Annotated in this window: 12 protein-coding genes; 7 read left to right on the top strand and 5 right to left on the bottom strand. The window is 61.4% G+C overall.

The window, feature by feature from the left end:
- The first annotated feature begins 75 nt into the window (after positions 1-75).
- The gene (locus SINAR_RS0116570) at positions 76-570 is read left to right on the top strand and encodes a hypothetical protein (RefSeq protein WP_028000136.1); all 495 of its coding nucleotides are present in this window, start codon (positions 76-78) and stop codon (positions 568-570) included.
- A gap of 206 nt (positions 571-776) precedes the next feature.
- Here the strand turns inward: SINAR_RS0116570 and prfB are convergent.
- The 3 genes from prfB to SINAR_RS0116550 all read right to left on the bottom strand — a co-directional run bounded on the left by prfB (position 777) and on the right by SINAR_RS0116550 (position 6,111).
- Positions 777-1,908, bottom strand: a protein-coding gene (gene prfB, locus SINAR_RS0116565) for a peptide chain release factor 2 (RefSeq protein WP_150823976.1) whose coding sequence is annotated in 2 segments (ribosomal slippage) — positions 777-1,838 and positions 1,840-1,908 — 1,131 coding nt in all. Because the reading frame shifts where the segments join, the coding sequence is not laid out codon by codon here.
- Between the two features lie 152 nt (positions 1,909-2,060).
- On the bottom strand, positions 2,061-4,514 hold the full coding sequence (locus SINAR_RS0116555) for a penicillin-binding protein 1A (protein ID WP_028000134.1): 2,454 nt from the start codon (positions 4,512-4,514) through the stop codon (positions 2,061-2,063).
- 367 nt (positions 4,515-4,881) lie between these two features.
- A complete protein-coding gene (locus SINAR_RS0116550) occupies positions 4,882-6,111 on the bottom strand; it encodes an N-acetylmuramoyl-L-alanine amidase (RefSeq protein WP_028000133.1) in 1,230 nt (409 codons plus the stop codon).
- 755 nt (positions 6,112-6,866) lie between these two features.
- Here SINAR_RS0116550 and SINAR_RS0116540 point away from each other — a divergent pair.
- Positions 6,867-9,635: an Rne/Rng family ribonuclease gene (locus tag SINAR_RS0116540; protein WP_028000131.1), complete on the top strand. Its 2,769-nt coding sequence runs from the start codon at positions 6,867-6,869 to the stop codon at positions 9,633-9,635.
- A 60-nt stretch (positions 9,636-9,695) separates the two neighbouring features.
- Here SINAR_RS0116540 and SINAR_RS1000000135460 read toward each other — a convergent pair.
- Positions 9,696-11,053, bottom strand: a protein-coding gene (locus SINAR_RS1000000135460) for an IS3 family transposase (RefSeq protein ID WP_419761329.1) whose coding sequence is annotated in 2 segments (ribosomal slippage) — positions 9,696-10,579 and positions 10,579-11,053 — 1,359 coding nt in all. Because the reading frame shifts where the segments join, the coding sequence is not laid out codon by codon here.
- Between the two features lie 623 nt (positions 11,054-11,676).
- Here SINAR_RS1000000135460 and SINAR_RS0116525 point away from each other — a divergent pair.
- Positions 11,677-11,892, top strand: coding sequence for a hypothetical protein (locus SINAR_RS0116525; RefSeq protein WP_028000128.1), 216 nt, complete (start codon positions 11,677-11,679; stop codon positions 11,890-11,892).
- A gap of 74 nt (positions 11,893-11,966) precedes the next feature.
- Here SINAR_RS0116525 and SINAR_RS0116520 read toward each other — a convergent pair whose 3' ends face one another.
- Positions 11,967-13,124, bottom strand: coding sequence for a pyridoxal phosphate-dependent aminotransferase (locus SINAR_RS0116520; protein WP_028000127.1), 1,158 nt, complete (start codon positions 13,122-13,124; stop codon positions 11,967-11,969).
- Positions 13,125-13,360: 236 nt separating this feature from the next.
- On the opposite strand from SINAR_RS0116520, the gene SINAR_RS0116515 reads away from it, so the two are divergent.
- The 4 genes from SINAR_RS0116515 to accC all read left to right on the top strand — a co-directional run bounded on the left by SINAR_RS0116515 (position 13,361) and on the right by accC (position 16,570).
- Positions 13,361-14,128 (top strand): DsbA family protein, encoded by a 768-nt coding sequence (locus SINAR_RS0116515; protein WP_028000126.1) that lies wholly within the window; start codon positions 13,361-13,363, stop codon positions 14,126-14,128.
- 137 nt (positions 14,129-14,265) lie between these two features.
- On the top strand, positions 14,266-14,712 hold the full coding sequence (gene aroQ / locus SINAR_RS0116510) for a type II 3-dehydroquinate dehydratase (protein WP_028000125.1): 447 nt from the start codon (positions 14,266-14,268) through the stop codon (positions 14,710-14,712).
- Between the two features lie 22 nt (positions 14,713-14,734).
- Positions 14,735-15,214, top strand: coding sequence for an acetyl-CoA carboxylase biotin carboxyl carrier protein (gene accB / locus SINAR_RS0116505; protein ID WP_028000124.1), 480 nt, complete (start codon positions 14,735-14,737; stop codon positions 15,212-15,214).
- A 12-nt stretch (positions 15,215-15,226) separates the two neighbouring features.
- A complete protein-coding gene (gene accC / locus SINAR_RS0116500) occupies positions 15,227-16,570 on the top strand; it encodes an acetyl-CoA carboxylase biotin carboxylase subunit (protein ID WP_028000123.1) in 1,344 nt (447 codons plus the stop codon).
- Positions 16,571-16,575 lie beyond the last annotated feature (5 nt).

The following is a 16,575-nucleotide window of genomic DNA, read 5'->3' as shown; positions in this document are numbered from 1 at the left end:
GCTGCAGCGGCCTTCATATGTCCGTCGGGAAAGGCGGAGCCGTGGGCCCGGGAGCTGTGGCGAAGGATATTCAAGATGCATAAAGTGCTGCTCATGACGCTTTGCCTGGCCCTGCCGGCAGGAAGCCTGGTGGCCCAGGAGAGCGCAATTCTGCCTCCGAACGTCATATTCGTGACGAGCACGGGCTATTGGCAAGAGAATGGCGACGCAGCCGACAGCGGGCAGGACCGCGGCGGCAATGCCAAGGCCACGGCATCAGCCGCGCGCCGCGGCTATTATAAACTGATTGCCGTCCGGCAGGCGGACGGTACGGCGCAGATTCATCTGCAGCAGATCGCCTCCACACCGACAGGACCTGAGGTCGTTTCCTCCGCGGAACTCGAGGAGTTCACGGCGCTCAAGGCCTATGTCACGGATATCCGCCCCGAAACCTCGACGGGGATTACGCCGCAGCCGGGAATGTTCGCTACCGTTTACCTGAAGACCGATCCGGGCGCGACGGAGCCCGAGTCGTGGACGGTGCTGATCGACGAACTCGGCGACATCAGGATCGAGCGGGCGACAAACTGACATCCGACCGGGCCGGGCCGAGTTCGGACTGCCGTTTCCATGAACTTAACCCAAGGCCTCCCCCGCAGGCGGGGAACGTGCGCGGCCTATCCCTTCTTCACGTCACAATGGGGTGAAGGTCGCGGCAGCGCGACAAGGGGCAGACCGCATTCAAGGCTCGCTCAATGCAGAACGCCGGTGCAGCGCACCGGCGTTTCTCCGAAGAATCAGCTCAGGTCGTCGACGGCCGCGTCCGCACCACCGTTGACGCGATGCGCGAGGGCTGCCTCCATGAACTCGTTCAGTTCACCGTCGAGCACGTCGCCCGGGCTGGTGCTTTCCACGCCAGTCCTCAAGTCCTTCACCAGCTGGTAGGGCTGCAGGACATAGGAGCGGATCTGGTGACCCCATCCGATATCGGTCTTCGACGCCGCCTCCGCGTTGGCCGCTTCCTCGCGCTTTTTCAGTTCGGCCTCGTAGAGCCGTGCGCGGAGCATGTCCCATGCTTTGGCGCGGTTCTTGTGCTGCGAGCGCTCCTGCTGGCACTGCACCACGATGCCGCTCGGCATATGGGTGATGCGGACCGCCGAATCAGTCGTGTTGACGTGCTGGCCGCCGGCGCCCGACGAGCGGTAGGTGTCGATCCGGCAATCGCTTTCGTTGATGTCGATCTGGATTGACTCATCCACCACGGGATAGACCCAGATGGACGAAAAGGACGTATGACGGCGGGCATTGCTGTCATAGGGCGAAATGCGGACGAGCCGGTGCACGCCCGATTCCGTCTTCAGCCAGCCATAGGCATTATGCCCCTTGACGAGGAGCGTGGCCGATTTGATGCCCGCTTCTTCCCCGTCCTGGATTTCCATCAGCTCGACCTTGTAGCCCTGGCGTTCGGCCCATCGGGTGTACATGCGAAGCAGCATGTTCGCCCAGTCCTGGCTTTCCGTGCCGCCGGCGCCCGAATGAACTTCGAGGTAGGTGTCATTCTGATCGGCCTCGCCTGAAAGCATGGCTTCGACCTGCTTCTTGGCCGCCTCGCCGCGCAGCTGGCGGAGCGCTTCCTCGGCCTCCGCTACGATCGCAGAGTCGCCCTCCTCTTCACCGAGCTCGATAAGCTCGATGTTGTCGTTGAGCTGCTGTTCGAAGCGGCGCAGTCCATTGATGCCGTCGTCGAGCTGCTGGCGCTCCCGCATCAGCTTCTGCGCCTCGGCCGCGTCGTTCCAGAGCGACGGGTCTTCCGCTTTGTTGTTCAGCCAGTCCAGCCGCCTTACCGCCTGATCCCAGTCAAAGATGCCTCCTCAGCAGGCTTATGGCCTGCTTGATTTCGTCGACGATGTTCTCGATTTCGCTGCGCATGATCCTGCTTCTTGACGTGATTTTTCGAACGTGACGGTCAAATAGCGATGCCCGCCACCGATGTAAAGGCGACGGGCGTCATGTTGTTTCGTGCATGCCGTTTACCCGGAAACCGCTGCGCGGCTTCCGGGCGCCAGCATCAGGAAAAAAGGTCAGAACAGCCCGTTGGAACCGGAGGTTACGGCCTGATTGGCTTGCGGAGAAGTCCTCAATATCTCTTCCGGCGGCGCATATTCGTCGAGGTCGCCGATGACCGAGAAGGTGTCAGCAGGGCCGGTGCCCGGCTTGAAGGCTTCGATGATCGTGTCCGGCTCGCCCTCGACGGCCGCCATGCCGGTCTTACGGTTGACGGGAATGAGGCTCATGCCTTCCGGAACCACGAATTTGCCGGGGCGGGTGCCCTCCACGGCCTTCTGCATAAAGGCGTTGAAGATCGGCGCCGACAGGCCGCCGCCGGTCGACCCGCGGCCGAGCGGTGCCGGATCGTCGAATCCGAGATAGAGCCCCGCGACGAGATCGGGAGTGTAGCCCACGAACCAGGCGTCCTTCTCGTCGTTGGTGGTGCCGGTCTTGCCCGCGACGGGACGATCGAGCTTGATCTTGCCTGCTGCCGTCCCGCGTACGACCACGCCTTCCATCATGGAAGTGATCTGATAGGAGGTCATCGGATCGAGGACCTGCTCGCGATTGTCGATCAGCTCCGGCTCTTGCTGCTCCGCCCAGTCGCCGGCGTTGCAATTCTCGCAGGCCCGATCCTCGTGGCGGAAGATGGTCTTGCCGTAACGGTCCTGGATCCGGTCGATCAGCGACGGCTTGATCTGCTTGCCGCCGTTGGCGATGACGGCATAGGCGGAAACGAGCCGCAGCACGGTCGTTTCGCCCGAGCCGAGCGACATCGCGAGAAGCGGCGCCATTTTGTCGTAGATCCCGAAACGTTCGGCATACTCGGCGACGATGTTCATGCCCAGGTCGTTGGCGAGCCGGACCGTCATCAGGTTGCGCGACTTCTCGATGCCGAGACGGAGTGTCGAAGGCCCGGCCGAGCCGCCGCCGTAGTTTTCTGGACGCCAGACCTGGCCGCCCGCGACGATCTCGATGGGCGCATCAAGAATGACCGATGCCGGCGTATAGCCGTTGTCGAGAGCAGCCGCGTAAACGAAGGGTTTGAAGGCGGAGCCGGGTTGGCGCATCGCCTGAGTCGCGCGGTTGAACTCGGACTGCCCATAGGAAAAACCGCCGACCATCGCCAGCACGCGGCCGGTATGCGGGTCCATCGCCACCAGTCCGCCCTGAACCTTCGGAGGCTGGCGCAGCCGATATTCACCGGCCTTCTCCAGTGCCTCGACATAGACGACGTCGCCCGGCCCGAAGACGCCCTCGGGCGATTTGGCAGTCTTGCGCTTTCCGCCGGCGGAGCGATAGGCCCACTGCATGTTCTCCGCGGCGATATGGCCGGTCACCCGTTCAGGAACGATCTTGCCGGAAGCTTCCTTGTCCGGTTGGATGCCGATTTCGGCGCCCTCTTCGTTCACCGAGAGCACAACCGCCAGCTTCCATTCCGGCACGTCGCTGAGCGCCGGGATCTTGCTCAGCGGCTCACCCCAGTCGCCGCCGATCTCGATCGTTTTTACCGGACCATGGAAGCCCCGACGCTCGTCATAGTTCAGAAGACCGTCCTGCAGCGCCTTGCGCGCCGCCACCTGCAGGCGCGGATCCAGGGACGTGCGTACCGAAAGCCCGCCCTCGTAGAGAGCTTTGTCGCCATATTTCTGGATGATCTGGCGACGCACTTCCTCGGCGAAGAAGTCGGAGGCGAAAAGGTGCGCGCCGCCGCGGCGCGGCGTGACGCCGAGCGGCTGCTTCTTTGCCTCTTCGCCGTCGGCCTTGGTGACATAGCCGTTTTCGACCATGCGATCGATCACCCAGTTGCGGCGCTCGATCGCGGCGTCGACCTTGCGGAACGGATGGTAATTGGCCGGCCCCTTGGGCAGAGCCGCAAGATAGGCGGTCTCGGCGATTGTCAGTTCCGTCACCGACTTGTCGAAATAGGTCAGCGCCGCCCCGGCGATGCCGTAGGAATTCAGCCCGAAGAAAATCTCGTTGAGATAAAGCTCGAGAATGCGGTCCTTGCTGTAGGCCTGTTCGATGCGGAAGGAGAGGATCGCCTCCTTGATCTTGCGGTCGAGCGTCTGGTCGGAGCTGAGCAGAAAGTTCTTCGCGACCTGCTGGGTGATCGTCGACGCCCCGACGGGGCGCCGCCCGGAGCCGAAATTCTGCAGGTTGACGGCGATGGCGCGCGCGAGTCCCGTCACGTCAATACCGGGATGCTGGTAGAAGTTCTTGTCTTCCGCCGAGATGAATGCCGCCTTGACGCGGTCGGGTATTGCCTGGATGGGCAGATACAGCCGGCGCTCGCGCGCATATTCGGCCATCAGCGCGCCGTTGCCGGCGTGGAAGCGCGTCGTCACCGGCGGAGCATAATTGGCCAGCACCTCGTAATCGGGCAGGTCCTTCGTGATGGCACCAAGATAGATCGCTACGGCCGCGGCTGCGCCAAGCAGCAGAAACGCACCAATGCCGAAAAAATATCCAATCAGTCTGATCATCAGTCAGGTACCGGTATCTTAATTATCGTCCCGTTGCGAGGTCGCCGAATGCCCGAACGCGCGTATTGCGCGAAGGAAGTCGACCTCGCCAAACTCTTCCAAAAGAAATCGTCTGGTATTTGCAGTTATACGCGTCTGGGCTCCCTCATATGGCCAGGAACCTGAAGCATCAACACCGTTTCCCAACAAATCGGGACGCCCTCCCCCTAAGGGGCCTGGATTGTGAGGAAAATAGGGCTGTTTTCGGATTATACAGTGCGCATCTGCTGAAAAGCATATCGCTGTTACCGGCTGGACACAAATCACATCCCCATACGGCGGCGTTGCGACGGATCGGAATCAGGGCTCGCGGAAACGCCCCGCGCGTTCAACCGCCGTTTGCAACCGCCGTATTCCTGTAGCGCCGTACAGCATCGGCCAACAGCGCGGATACCTTCTTGCGCCACTGCGGATCGAGCAGTTGCTTCTCGTCCTCCTTGTTCGACAGGAAGCCGAGTTCGAGCAGCACCGACGGCACGTCGGGCGCCTGCAGGACCCGGAAGCCCGCATGGCGGTGCGGATTGTTGATCAGCTTGATCTGCCCTTCGAACGAGGAAATGACGCTTCGGGCGAGATTGACCGAGAAGGCCTGCGTTTCGCGGCGGGTGAGATCGATAAGGATGTCGGCGACTTCCGCGGGTTCGCTTTCGAGCGGTATCCCGGCAATCTCGTCGGAGAGATTTTCGCGCGCGGCAAGATCGGCCGCCAGGTGGTCGGATGCCTTGTCGGAGATGGTGTACACCGTGGCGCCGCGAATATCCTTTTGCCGCAACGTATCGGCGTGAACGGAAATGAACAGGTTGGAGCCCCGCTGGCGTGCGATCTGCACGCGCTGAGGCAGGGACAGAAACTCGTCGCGGTCCCGGGTCAGAAACGCCTCTATGCCGGCTTCGCGATTGAGCGTTTCCACCAGCTCCCTCGCGAAAGCCAAAGTCACATGTTTCTCCTCGGTTTTGGTGACGCCGCCGATCGCACCGGTATCGATCCCGCCATGGCCGGCATCTATGGCAACCACGAAGGCGCCGGCTTTCGGGGGCGCGACGGCCGGGCGGTCGGTCTTGACGGCGCGCACGGTACCCGTCCACTGCTGCTCGGCCAGCAGCTTGTCGAAGCGGTCCTGATCGACCCTCTCGGCATCAAGCACGAGGCGGAAGCCCTTTCCGTCCTCCATCGGTATTACTTCCGCGTGCGTCACCTCGGTCGATCCCTTGGCGGAGAGCACAAGCCGCGAAGCCCCTGCCCCCATTCCACCATAGCGGATGGCATCGAACAGCCCGCGAGGCTCCAGGCTTTCCGGCTTCAGCCCGAACGACGTTTCCGGCAGATCGACGATGACGCGAACGGGATTGGCGACGTAGTGGACGGAAAAGGCCGGCTCGCGATCGAACTCGATCACCAGACGCGTGCGGGCATCGTCGCCGGCGATCCGCGCGGCATAGGCAAGGAGAGGCATCGGCTCCCCGGCGCGCACGCCCGGCCCGGGTGACAAGAGAAGCAGAACGGCAGCGAAAGCAGCCACCAGCATGCGTACACCGCAATGGCACCCCATCGCCTGCACCGAACAAAGCCTAGTTGCCGAACGCTTCACTGGAACCCCGCATCCTTCCATCAAAGTACCGGCGAAGGGCTCTCCGGCACCACTTATCTTCCCTTCAACCAATGAACCCTCAGGGTTAACCGAAGCTTGACAGAGAGGCCACCCTGCGCCGCTCCGCCGCAGCGATCTCCGCCGGAAGATCCGGCTACACCCGCGCAAGCGAATCGATCAATATTGTGGCGGCAAAGGCTTTTCCCTTGCCAATGTGACATGGAAAACATAAAAGCGTCACAAGGAGAAAGTGTTGACGGGATAGAAACGTCGGCCGGGCAGCCGGAGCTTTTAGACGAGCTTGGCGCCAGGGAGTGATCGAGCCGGAACAACCGGTTGCAACCGTATCAAGCTTCCGCGGCCGCAGGTGTTCATCCGCCGTCGCCGCATTTCCTCCTCCGTATACTGGTTCGCAAATTTCCGGCGGTGGCCGGAGTTCTTGATGGTGAATTTCACCGGATGCCCGCAAGCGGGCGCATTCATCGGGCCTCTTTCAGAGGTCCAGGACATTGGCATTCTTGTTTGGTCTTTGATGTGACTCAGCAGTATCGGTCAGAAGTAGAGCGGCCCCGGGACCTGAACGTTCCGGCTGCCGTCTGGCTGCTGCACCATCGCTTGCGCCAAACAGGACCTTTCTTATCCGGCGCAGCCTCCGACGTCTTAGACAGCCTCCTCGAAAAAGGCTCTTTGTCTGTCGTCCCGCCGCGCCGAGGAGCACAGCTTAGATGGCAGAGAAAATGCTTATCGATGCGTCTCACTCAGAGGAGACGCGCGTCGTTGTCGTACGTGGAAACCGCATAGAAGAGTTCGATTTCGAATCGGAACATAAAAAGCAGATCCGCGGCAATATCTACCTGGCGAAGGTAACCAGAGTGGAGCCGTCGCTCCAGGCGGCCTTCGTCGATTACGGCGGCAATCGCCACGGGTTTCTGGCCTTCGCCGAAATCCATCCCGACTATTACCAGATTCCTCTCGCAGATCGTCAGGCCCTGCTGAAAGCGGAAGCCGAAGAGGCTCGCCGCGACGACGACGAGCCCATCGAGACCGTGGCGGAACAGAAATCCGCTTCGGCTGGAGATACGGTGGCCGAAGTCGTGGAGCAGGCCGAAGCCGCCGAGGCGGCCGGAGAAGCCGCTGAGGCCGAGGCCGCTGCGGAGAAGCCCAAGGCCAAGCCGAAGCGCACCCGCCGCACGAAACCGAAGGCCAGCGATGAAGCCGTGGCTCCTGAAGGCGGACCGGCGGAAGACGGCGAAGGCGGCAAGAACGAAATGGCCGCGATGGTCGATACCGACTCGATCTCCGAGGACATCGACGCGCGCCGCCAGCGTGACGACGACGATGACGACGACAATCACGATGGCGAAAAGGAAATCATCGAATCCGTCGGTGCCGAAGATGCCATGGAAGAGGTGGCGGACCGTCAGATCCGCAAACCGCGCAAGCAATACCGCATCCAGGAAGTGATCAAGCGCCGGCAGATCCTGCTGGTCCAGGTCGCAAAGGAAGAACGCGGCAACAAAGGTGCGGCACTCACGACGTATCTTTCGCTCGCCGGCCGGTACTCCGTGCTCATGCCGAACACGGCGCGCGGCGGCGGTATTTCGCGCAAGATCACCAACCTGCAGGACCGCAAGCGCCTGAAGGAGATCGCTCGCGGACTCGACGTGCCGCAGGGCATGGGCGTGATCCTGCGCACTGCCGGTGCCAATCGCACGAAAGTCGAGATCAAGCGCGACTTCGAATATCTCATGCGCCTGTGGGAAAACGTCCGCACGCTGACGCTGAACTCGACTGCCCCCTGCCTCGTCTATGAGGAAGGCAGCCTGATCAAGCGATCGATCCGCGACCTCTACAACAAGGACATCAGCGAGATCGTCGTTTCGGGCGAGGAAGGCTACAAGGAAGCCAAGGGCTTCATGAAGATGCTGATGCCGAGCCACGCAAAGGTCGTGCAGCCCTATCGCGACGTGCATCCGATCTTCTCGCGCTCCGGGATCGAGGCACAGCTCGATCGCATGCTGCAACCGCAGGTGACGCTGAAGTCGGGCGGCTACATCATCATCAACCAGACCGAAGCGCTGGTTTCCATCGACGTGAACTCCGGTCGTTCGACGCGCGAGCACTCGATCGAGGACACGGCTCTCCAGACGAACCTCGAGGCAGCCGAGGAAGTGGCGCGGCAATTGCGCCTTCGCGATCTTGCCGGCCTCATCGTGATCGACTTCATCGACATGGAAGAGAAGCGGAACAACCGCGCCGTGGAGAAGAAGCTCAAGGATTGCCTGAAGAACGACCGCGCCCGCATCCAGGTCGGCCGCATTTCGCATTTCGGCCTGCTCGAAATGTCCCGGCAGCGCATCCGCGCCTCTGTGCTGGAAAGCACGATGCAGACCTGCCCGCACTGCAACGGCACCGGCCATATCCGCTCGCAATCCTCCGTGGCGCTGCATGTCCTGCGCGGCATCGAGGAACATCTGCTGAAGAACACCACGCACAACATCAGCGTACGGACGACTCCCGAAATCGCGCTTTACCTGCTCAATCAGAAGCGCAGCTCCATCACGGACTACGAGCAGCGCTTCGGTGTCTCCATCATCGTCGAAGCGGACGCCCATGTCGGTGCGCAGCACTTTGCTATCGACCGTGGTGAACCCGTCGAAAATCCGGTGCGGATCGACCAGATTCTGCAGTTCGAGCCGGAGCCGGAAGAAGAAGAGGTCTTTGTCGAAGAAGAGTTCGACGAAGAGGAAGCGGAAGAAATCGCTGCCGCGCGCCAGGACCAACAGAAGGGGCAGTCCGACGAACAGGGCGGCCGCAAGCGCAAGCGCCGTCGCCGTCGCCGCGGCAAGGGTGCGGGCCATGGACCGGACGCGGTCTCCGCTGAGACTGCCGACGCAGCTGAGGAAGAGGCCGGCGACGAAGGCGCCGTCGACGATGCCGAAGATGAAAGCGACGTTACCGATGCTCTGAACGGCGACAGCGAGCAGAAGCGCAAGCGCCGCCGCCGTGGCAAGCGCGGCGGCCGCCGCAATCGCCAGGACGAACTGGCCGAAGCCGAGGGCGAGACCGGCTCCGCGGCAGAAGGCGAAGAAGAGATGAGCGACGGTGCGGAGGCGGAAGTCCCCGCAGCCGCTGCAGCCGAGGCGACGCCGGTAGACGTCGCGGCAGCAGAAGTCGAGGCCGCTCCGGAAGAGCCGAAACCCGCAAAGCCGCGACGCAGCCGCAAGAAGGCAACCAAGGCCGAGGAACCGGCCGAGAGTGCAGACGAAATGGCCGAAAAAGCCGTTGAGGCTCAGCCCGAAGTCGCAGAGGCCGCACCCGAAGCGGTGGAGGAAGCGGTCGCGGACCTGGAAGGCGCAAAGCCAACGCGTGCGAACCGCGATCTGGCTTCAATCGCATCCGAGCCTGTGGTGACGTCGAGCAAGGGCGAGAACGAAGAAGAGCCGGCAAAGCCCAAGAAGGGCGGCTGGTGGCAGCGCCGCGGTTTCTTCTGAGAAACGCATGAAAAAAGCCCGGAGCAATGAACTGACCCCCAAAGGTTGGACGTTGCTGGGCTACGATATTAGGGACTGGGTTCTGTATTGCACAGGGCTCAGTCCTTTTAGTTTCAGCTTGATGCGTTGATGATTGTAATAGTGGATATAGTCACTGATGCCGTCCTTCAGGCTCTGGATGCTGTCGAACCGGTTGGGGTGGAAGAACTCGGATTTGAGCACGGCAAAGAAGCTCTCCATGGCGGCGTTGTCGAGACAGTTGCCTTTGCGGGACATGCTCTGAGCGATGTTCCGCGCCTGTAGCCGGCGCTGATAGGCCGGCATTTGGTAGTGCCATCCCTGATCGGAGTGCAGGATCGGCCTGTCTTTGCTCTTGAGCCTTTCCAATGCCTTGTTGAGCATGCCTTCCACTAGCTTGAAGGCCGGCCTTCTGGCGGTTTCGAAAGCGATGATCTCGCCGTTGAACAAGTCCATCACCGGGGAGAGATGGAGCTTCTCGCCGGCGACATTGAACTCGGTGACGTCCGTCACCCATTTCTGATTGGCCGCGTCAGCGGCAAATTGCCGTCTGAGGAGGTCAGGGGCCGCCCGCCCGGCGTCGCCCTTGTAGGAACGGTACTTCTTCGGCCGCACCAGCGATTTCAACCCCATCTCGACCATCAGGCGCTGGACTGTCTTGTGATTGACATTCTGCCCGAGCTGGCGGATCGCCGCGGTGACCCGGCGATAGCCGTAGCGGCCCTTGTGAAAGGCGAAGATGGCCTTGATCCTCTCCCTGAGCGCGGCATGCCTCTCAGCAAGCGACGCCATCTTCTGCTGATAATAGAACGTGCTGCGCGAGAGCCCTGCCAGCTTGAGCACGGCTTCAAGCGGATAGAACGGCCTTAACGCCTGGACGACTTGCGCTTTCTGGGCGCTGGTTGTTCCCGCGTTAAGGCCTCCAGTTTTTTTAGATAGGCGTTCTCCATGCGCAGATAGTTCAGTTCCGCCAGCAATTCTGCGCGGCTCTTCGTCTCATCGTTCTGCGGCGCTTGCGGCTGCTTGGGCAGCGGCGGCTCGGGCATCATTCGGGGCGTTCCTCTGCGGCGCGGGGCCAAGGCATCAATCCCGCCAGTCTCGTAGCGCCGCTCCCAATCCGAAAGGCAACCCGCATTGCGGATGTTAAACAACGCCGCCGTCTGGCGGTAGGAAAGCCCATCCTCCCACATCCGCTTGAGGACCGATAGCTTGAATTCCGCATCGTAGGAACTGAACTTCTTTGAAAGACCGGCAACCCCGTGCACCTCGTAGATCGCCACCCATTTGCGGACCGTCGAATGGTCGATCCCGAACTCTGCGCCAACCTTCCCGTAACCGTCATTACCGCGCAGATAAAACTCAACGACAGACTGCTTGAAAGCCCTGCTGTGCTTGGACATGTAAAAACCCCCGAAAGTGGATGTCCAACTTTCGGGGGTCAGTTCACAAACCGGGCTTTTTTCATGGCTGCGGCCGCAGGGGCGGCTCAGCTGTAAGCTGCCCCTTTGAAAACTCCACACTCCCCGGCCGAAAGCGCTGCACCCCGCAGCCGACTGACTCTCCAGCCACTAAGGTCTGTTGAGATTCATCTTGAGTTTATGACGGCTGCTGCGGATGGATGATGGGGAGCTCCGGCGGGCTTGTCGGCGCGCATGGCGATGCGCCTGAATTCCTTGAGTGCCGGCTGCGCGGCCCAGGATACGTGCGGGAGGACTGCAATCTCTCCTCATCTCCGTGCTTATCACAGAAGATGAGGGCAGCGCCGCGTCCGCGGCGAAGCGTTCTTTCAGCCCAGGGACTCGGTATGGCCGGATCCTGTGACGAGCGCAGGAATGAGGAGATCACACAAGCCGCGGCGGCCATCCCTGATCCCAACAGGCCTCAGATCACGATGATTTTATGTCGGGTCGACCTAGAATCATGAACGTGATCGATTTCAGTAGCTTCGAGCGGGATCCGGGCGGAGAACCGCCCACACTTTTCCTCATCCCGCCCTATACTTACCCGCAGGGAGGACAAGGCCATGCACAAGTTCACCGTCATCGTTACGGAAGAGTTCGAAGCCGACACTGCCGAGGAGGCTGCCTTGCTCATGTATCAGCAACTGACCAACGGGCCGGCCCCCCTGCATTATTCGGTCACGGATGAAACGAAGATCGCAACCAACCTGGCACTGGACCGGAAAAAGGCAGATGAGTTTGCCAGTCTCGATCACACCGCAGACCCCGGCAATTGGTGAGCCCTGCGTAACCTTTCCGCGCGGACGTGCGTGGTTAGGACGTTTCACCGGTTTCAATGAAACAGTGAAACGCTCTAGGCCAGCCAGCGCGCGATGCGGTTCATCGCCTCCTCCATTTCGGCCGACGAGCCCGCATAGGAAAAGCGCATGGTGCGGTGCCCTTCGATGGGGTCGAAGTCGAAGCCGGGCGTTGCCGCGACGTCGATCTCCGCCAGCATCCGCCGGGCGAAGGCCATGCTGTCGTTGGTGAACCGGCTGACATCCGCATAGGCGTAAAATGCGCCGTCCATCGGCGAGGCGATCGAAAAGCCTATCTGTGGCAGCCGTTCCAGCAGCAATGCCCGGTTCACGGCATAGGCACGCTTGTAGCCGTCGAGCTCCTCATGCGCACTGAGAGCCGCCTCCGCAGCAATCTGCGATAGCTCCGGCGGCGAAATATAGAGGCTCTGCGCGATGCGCTCGAAGGCGCGCACCCGCGACTCAGGCAGAACCATCCAGCCGATGCGCCAACCGGTCATGCAGTAATATTTCGAGAAGGAGTTGATGACGACCGCGTCGTCGGCCACTTCGAGCGCTGTCGTTTCTTCGCCGGCAAACGTAAGGCCATGATAGATCTCATCGGAAATGAAGGCCATCGAGTGGTCGCGGCAATAATGGGCAAGCGCCTTCAGCTGCGCCTTGCCGGTCACCGTTCCCGTCGGGTTCGCGGGGCTTGCCAGAAGCACGCCCTTCAGGGGTTTTCCGGTACGCGCTGCGGCGCGCTCGAGGCTGTCCGGCGTGAGGGTGAAGCCTGTCTCGGCATTTGCTTCGATCTCGACCACTTCGAGCCCGAGCGCGGCCATGATGTTACGGTAAGCGGGATAGCCCGGACGGGCGATGGCCACGCGATCGCCCGGATCGAAGAGCGCGAGAAAAGCAAGATTGAACCCGGCCGACGATCCGGTGGTCACTGCAATCCGCTGCGGATCAAGCGCGATGCCGTGCCGACTGTGGTAGTGACCGGCAATCGCCCTCTTCAAGGATAGTGTGCCCAAAGCGTCGGTATAGCCGAGCCGCCCGTGATCGAGCGCCCGCCTCGCTGCATCGAGCGCTGCTTTCGGCGCCGGATGCGCAGGCTGACCGACGGCCATCGATATGACCGGGTAGCCGGAATCGCGCCGCCGCGTGGCTTCTGCCAGCACGTCCATGGCGTGGAACGGCTCGACTGCGCTGCGTTTCGACATCTGTGCCAACTGACTGGTCCTCACGGGTTTCTTGACGTCCTTTCTGCCCTTTGCCGCATCGCTCCCCGCTTCACAAGTCCGCGAACGCCGCAATTCGGCCGATTTTGCCATTTCGTTTCGCCCTGGCGCGCCGTATGTTTCAACCAATCAGCGCAAGCCGGGACTTGTCGTCGCCTTCAAACTGGCGCATTGACCGAGTGTACGAACGCGACGACAGACATGGAACAGCAGACCACGAGGAAAGAATGACGCTCAAGATGAAGATGATCGCCGCAGCATCCCTGATCGCGCTTGCTGCCGGCGTCGCGCTGCCAGGTCCCGCGGCAGCGCTCGATGCCAAACAGAAGGAAGAACTCGGCGCCTTCATCAAAGAGTACCTGCTCGCCAATCCGGAAATCATGCTGGAGGTGCAGGAAGCGCTCGCCTCAAAGCAGCGAGCCAAGCAGCAGGAATCCGCGCAGGCCGCAATCGCCGACAACAAGAAGGCAATCTTCAACTCCGCCTACGACGTAGCCCTCGGCAATCCGGATGGCGACGTGACGATCGTCGAGTTCTTCGATTACAACTGCGGCTACTGCAAACGGGCTCTGTCCGACATGGACGACATCCTCGCCAAGGACAAGAACGTACGCTTCGTTCTCAAAGAGCTTCCCATTCTCGGACCGGATTCGCTCGCGGCCCACAAGGTCAGCGCAGCCTTCCGCGTGATCGCACCGGCGAAATACGGCGATTTCCATCGCGCTCTGCTGGGGGCAGAGGAGCGCGCGACGGAGGAAACCGCGATCGCCGTTGCCGCCAAGCTCGGCGTGACGGAAGCGCAGTTGCGCGAGAAGATGGATGACGGATCGTATGATGCCTCGGTGCGCGAAGCCTATACGCTCGCCAATGAGCTCGGGATCACCGGAACGCCTTCCTATGTCGTCGGCAACGAGGCGGTCTTCGGCGCTGTTGGGGCGCCCGAGATCGAACAGAAGGTCGCCAACATGCGCGCGTGCGGCAAGACCGTCTGCTGACGGTCGGACGTACGCCGGTGGCGTTGCCCCACCGGAACAGCACGACTTGTGGACAAACCCCGGGGAAACCCAGGGGGCTTTTCCTCAGGGAACCATCAGTCTATAGGTAACCCTCCATCACCGGACCGGAATCCCTTATGCCTTCGACTATCTTTGTGCTGAACGGCCCAAACCTGAACGCGCTCGGCAAGCGTGAACCGGGTATCTACGGCGGCAAGACGCTCGCCGACATCGAAGCCATGTGCAAGGAGGAAGCAAAGCTCCTCGGCTTCGAAATCGACTTTCGGCAGTCGAACCATGAAGGCACGCTGGTCGACTGGTTGCATGAGGCTGGCGAAAAGGCAGTCGGCGTCGCCATCAATCCCGCCGCCTACGGACATACCTCTATCGCCATGCACGATGCCGTTCGGGCGATCACAGTCCCAGTGGTGGAACTGCATCTTTCCAACATTCATGCGCGCGAAGAATTCCGGCACAAGTCGATGGTCGCGCCAGCCGTCAAAGGCGTTATCTGCGGTTTCGGCGCACAGAGTTACATTCTGGCGCTGCATGCGCTAAAGAACCTGACGGAAAAATCCAAATAAGAAGAACACGAGGCTCATATCCATGGCTGAAAAGAAACCGGGTATCGATCAGGCGCTAATTCGCGACCTCGCCAATATCCTAAACGATACCGACCTGACCGAGATCGAAGTGGAGCAGGACGATCTGCGTATCCGCGTTTCGCGGAACGGCACGCCTGTTGCTATGCCAATGCAGGCGACGCCCGCCTACCAGGTACCGCCGGCCATCGCGGCTGCCCAGCCGGCCGCTGCGCCCCACGCGGCCGCCGCCGAAAGCGGTCACAACGCCAAGAACGCCGTGACGGCCCCCATGGTCGGCACGGCCTATCTCGCCCCGGCTCCGGGCTCGCGTCCTTTCATCGAAGTCGGCGCGGCGGTAAAGGAAGGCCAGACGATCCTGATCATCGAAGCAATGAAGACGATGAACCAGATTCCGGCCCCCCGCTCCGGCAAGGTGACGGAAATTCTCGTGCAGGACGCGGCCCCGGTCGAATATGGCGAACCCCTGATCGTGATCGAGTAAGGCACGGTGGCGATGATCTCGAAAATCCTCATTGCCAATCGCGGCGAAATTGCCTTGCGCGTGCTGCGCGCCTGCAAGGAGCTCGGCATCGCGACCGTCGCCGTGCACTCCACGGCCGACAGCGACGCCATGCATGTGCGGCTTGCCGACGAGAGCGTCTGCATCGGCCCGCCACCTTCACGCGATAGCTATCTGAACATCCATCAGATCGTTGCCGCCTGCGAAATCACCGGCGCGGATGCGGTGCATCCGGGTTACGGCTTCCTCTCTGAGAATGCAAAGTTCGCCGAGATTCTCGAAGCGCACGGCATCACGTTCATCGGACCGACCGCCGAGCACATCCGCCTCATGGGCGACAAGATCACCGCCAAGAAGACGGCGGAGGAGCTCGGCATTCCGGTCGTTCCGGGCTCCGACGGCGAAGTGAAGCCGGAAAATGCCCTGGAGATTGCCCGCCAGATCGGATTCCCCGTGCTGATCAAAGCCACGGCGGGTGGTGGCGGCCGCGGCATGAAAGTCGCCCGCACCGAGGCGGAACTCGAACATGCGGTTGCGACGGCACGCTCCGAAGCGGCGGCCGCGTTCGGCAACGACGCCGTCTATATGGAGAAGTTCCTCGGCAAGCCGCGCCATATCGAAATCCAGGTCGTCGGGGACGGCGAAGGCAATGCCATTCATCTCGGTGAACGCGACTGCTCGCTGCAGCGCCGCCACCAGAAGGTCTGGGAAGAAGCCAACTCCCCCGCCCTGAACGTCGAACAACGCATGAAGATTGGTCAGATTTGCGCCGACGCGATGAAGAAGCTGAAGTATCGCGGCGCCGGCACGATCGAATTCCTGTACGAGAACGGCGAGTTCTACTTCATCGAAATGAACACGCGCCTGCAGGTGGAGCACCCGATTACGGAAGCGATCACCGGGATCGACCTCGTGCACGAACAGATCCGCGTGGCGTCCGGCGCCGGCCTCTCCGCCAAGCAGGAGGATATCGTCTTCTCCGGTCATGCCATCGAATGCCGCATCAATGCCGAGGACCCGCGTACCTTCGTCCCCTCCCCGGGCACGATCACGCATTTTCATGCTCCGGGCGGCCTTGGTGTGCGCGTCGACAGCGGTGCTTATCAGGGCTATCGCATACCCCCCTACTATGACAGCCTTATCGGTAAGCTGATCGTTCACGGCCGGACGCGCGTCGAATGCATGATGCGGCTGCGCCGTGTGCTCGACGAATTTGTCATCGACGGTATCAAGACAACTCTTCCCCTTTTTCAGGACCTGATCAACAATCAGGATATCGCGAACGGCGATTATGATATCCATTGGCTGGAGCACCATCTGGCCGCAACATCCGCATAGGATAC

The sequence above is a fragment of the Sinorhizobium arboris LMG 14919 genome (genome assembly GCF_000427465.1).
GTDB lineage: Bacteria > Pseudomonadota > Alphaproteobacteria > Rhizobiales > Rhizobiaceae > Sinorhizobium > Sinorhizobium arboris.
Note: the sequence above shows the minus strand (reverse complement) of the source record. Positions and strands in the feature narration are given on the sequence as shown.

Coding starts and splice junctions, on each gene's coding strand:
- SINAR_RS0116555 (WP_028000134.1), bottom strand. CDS start 4,514: ATGATCAGACTGATTGGATATTTTTTCGGCATTGGTGCGTTTCTGCTG.
- accC (WP_028000123.1), top strand. CDS start 15,227: ATGATCTCGAAAATCCTCATTGCCAATCGCGGCGAAATTGCCTTGCGC.
- SINAR_RS0116570 (WP_028000136.1), top strand. CDS start 76: ATGCATAAAGTGCTGCTCATGACGCTTTGCCTGGCCCTGCCGGCAGGA.
- aroQ (WP_028000125.1), top strand. CDS start 14,266: ATGCCTTCGACTATCTTTGTGCTGAACGGCCCAAACCTGAACGCGCTC.
- accB (WP_028000124.1), top strand. CDS start 14,735: ATGGCTGAAAAGAAACCGGGTATCGATCAGGCGCTAATTCGCGACCTC.
- SINAR_RS0116515 (WP_028000126.1), top strand. CDS start 13,361: ATGACGCTCAAGATGAAGATGATCGCCGCAGCATCCCTGATCGCGCTT.
- SINAR_RS0116540 (WP_028000131.1), top strand. CDS start 6,867: ATGGCAGAGAAAATGCTTATCGATGCGTCTCACTCAGAGGAGACGCGC.
- SINAR_RS0116525 (WP_028000128.1), top strand. CDS start 11,677: ATGCACAAGTTCACCGTCATCGTTACGGAAGAGTTCGAAGCCGACACT.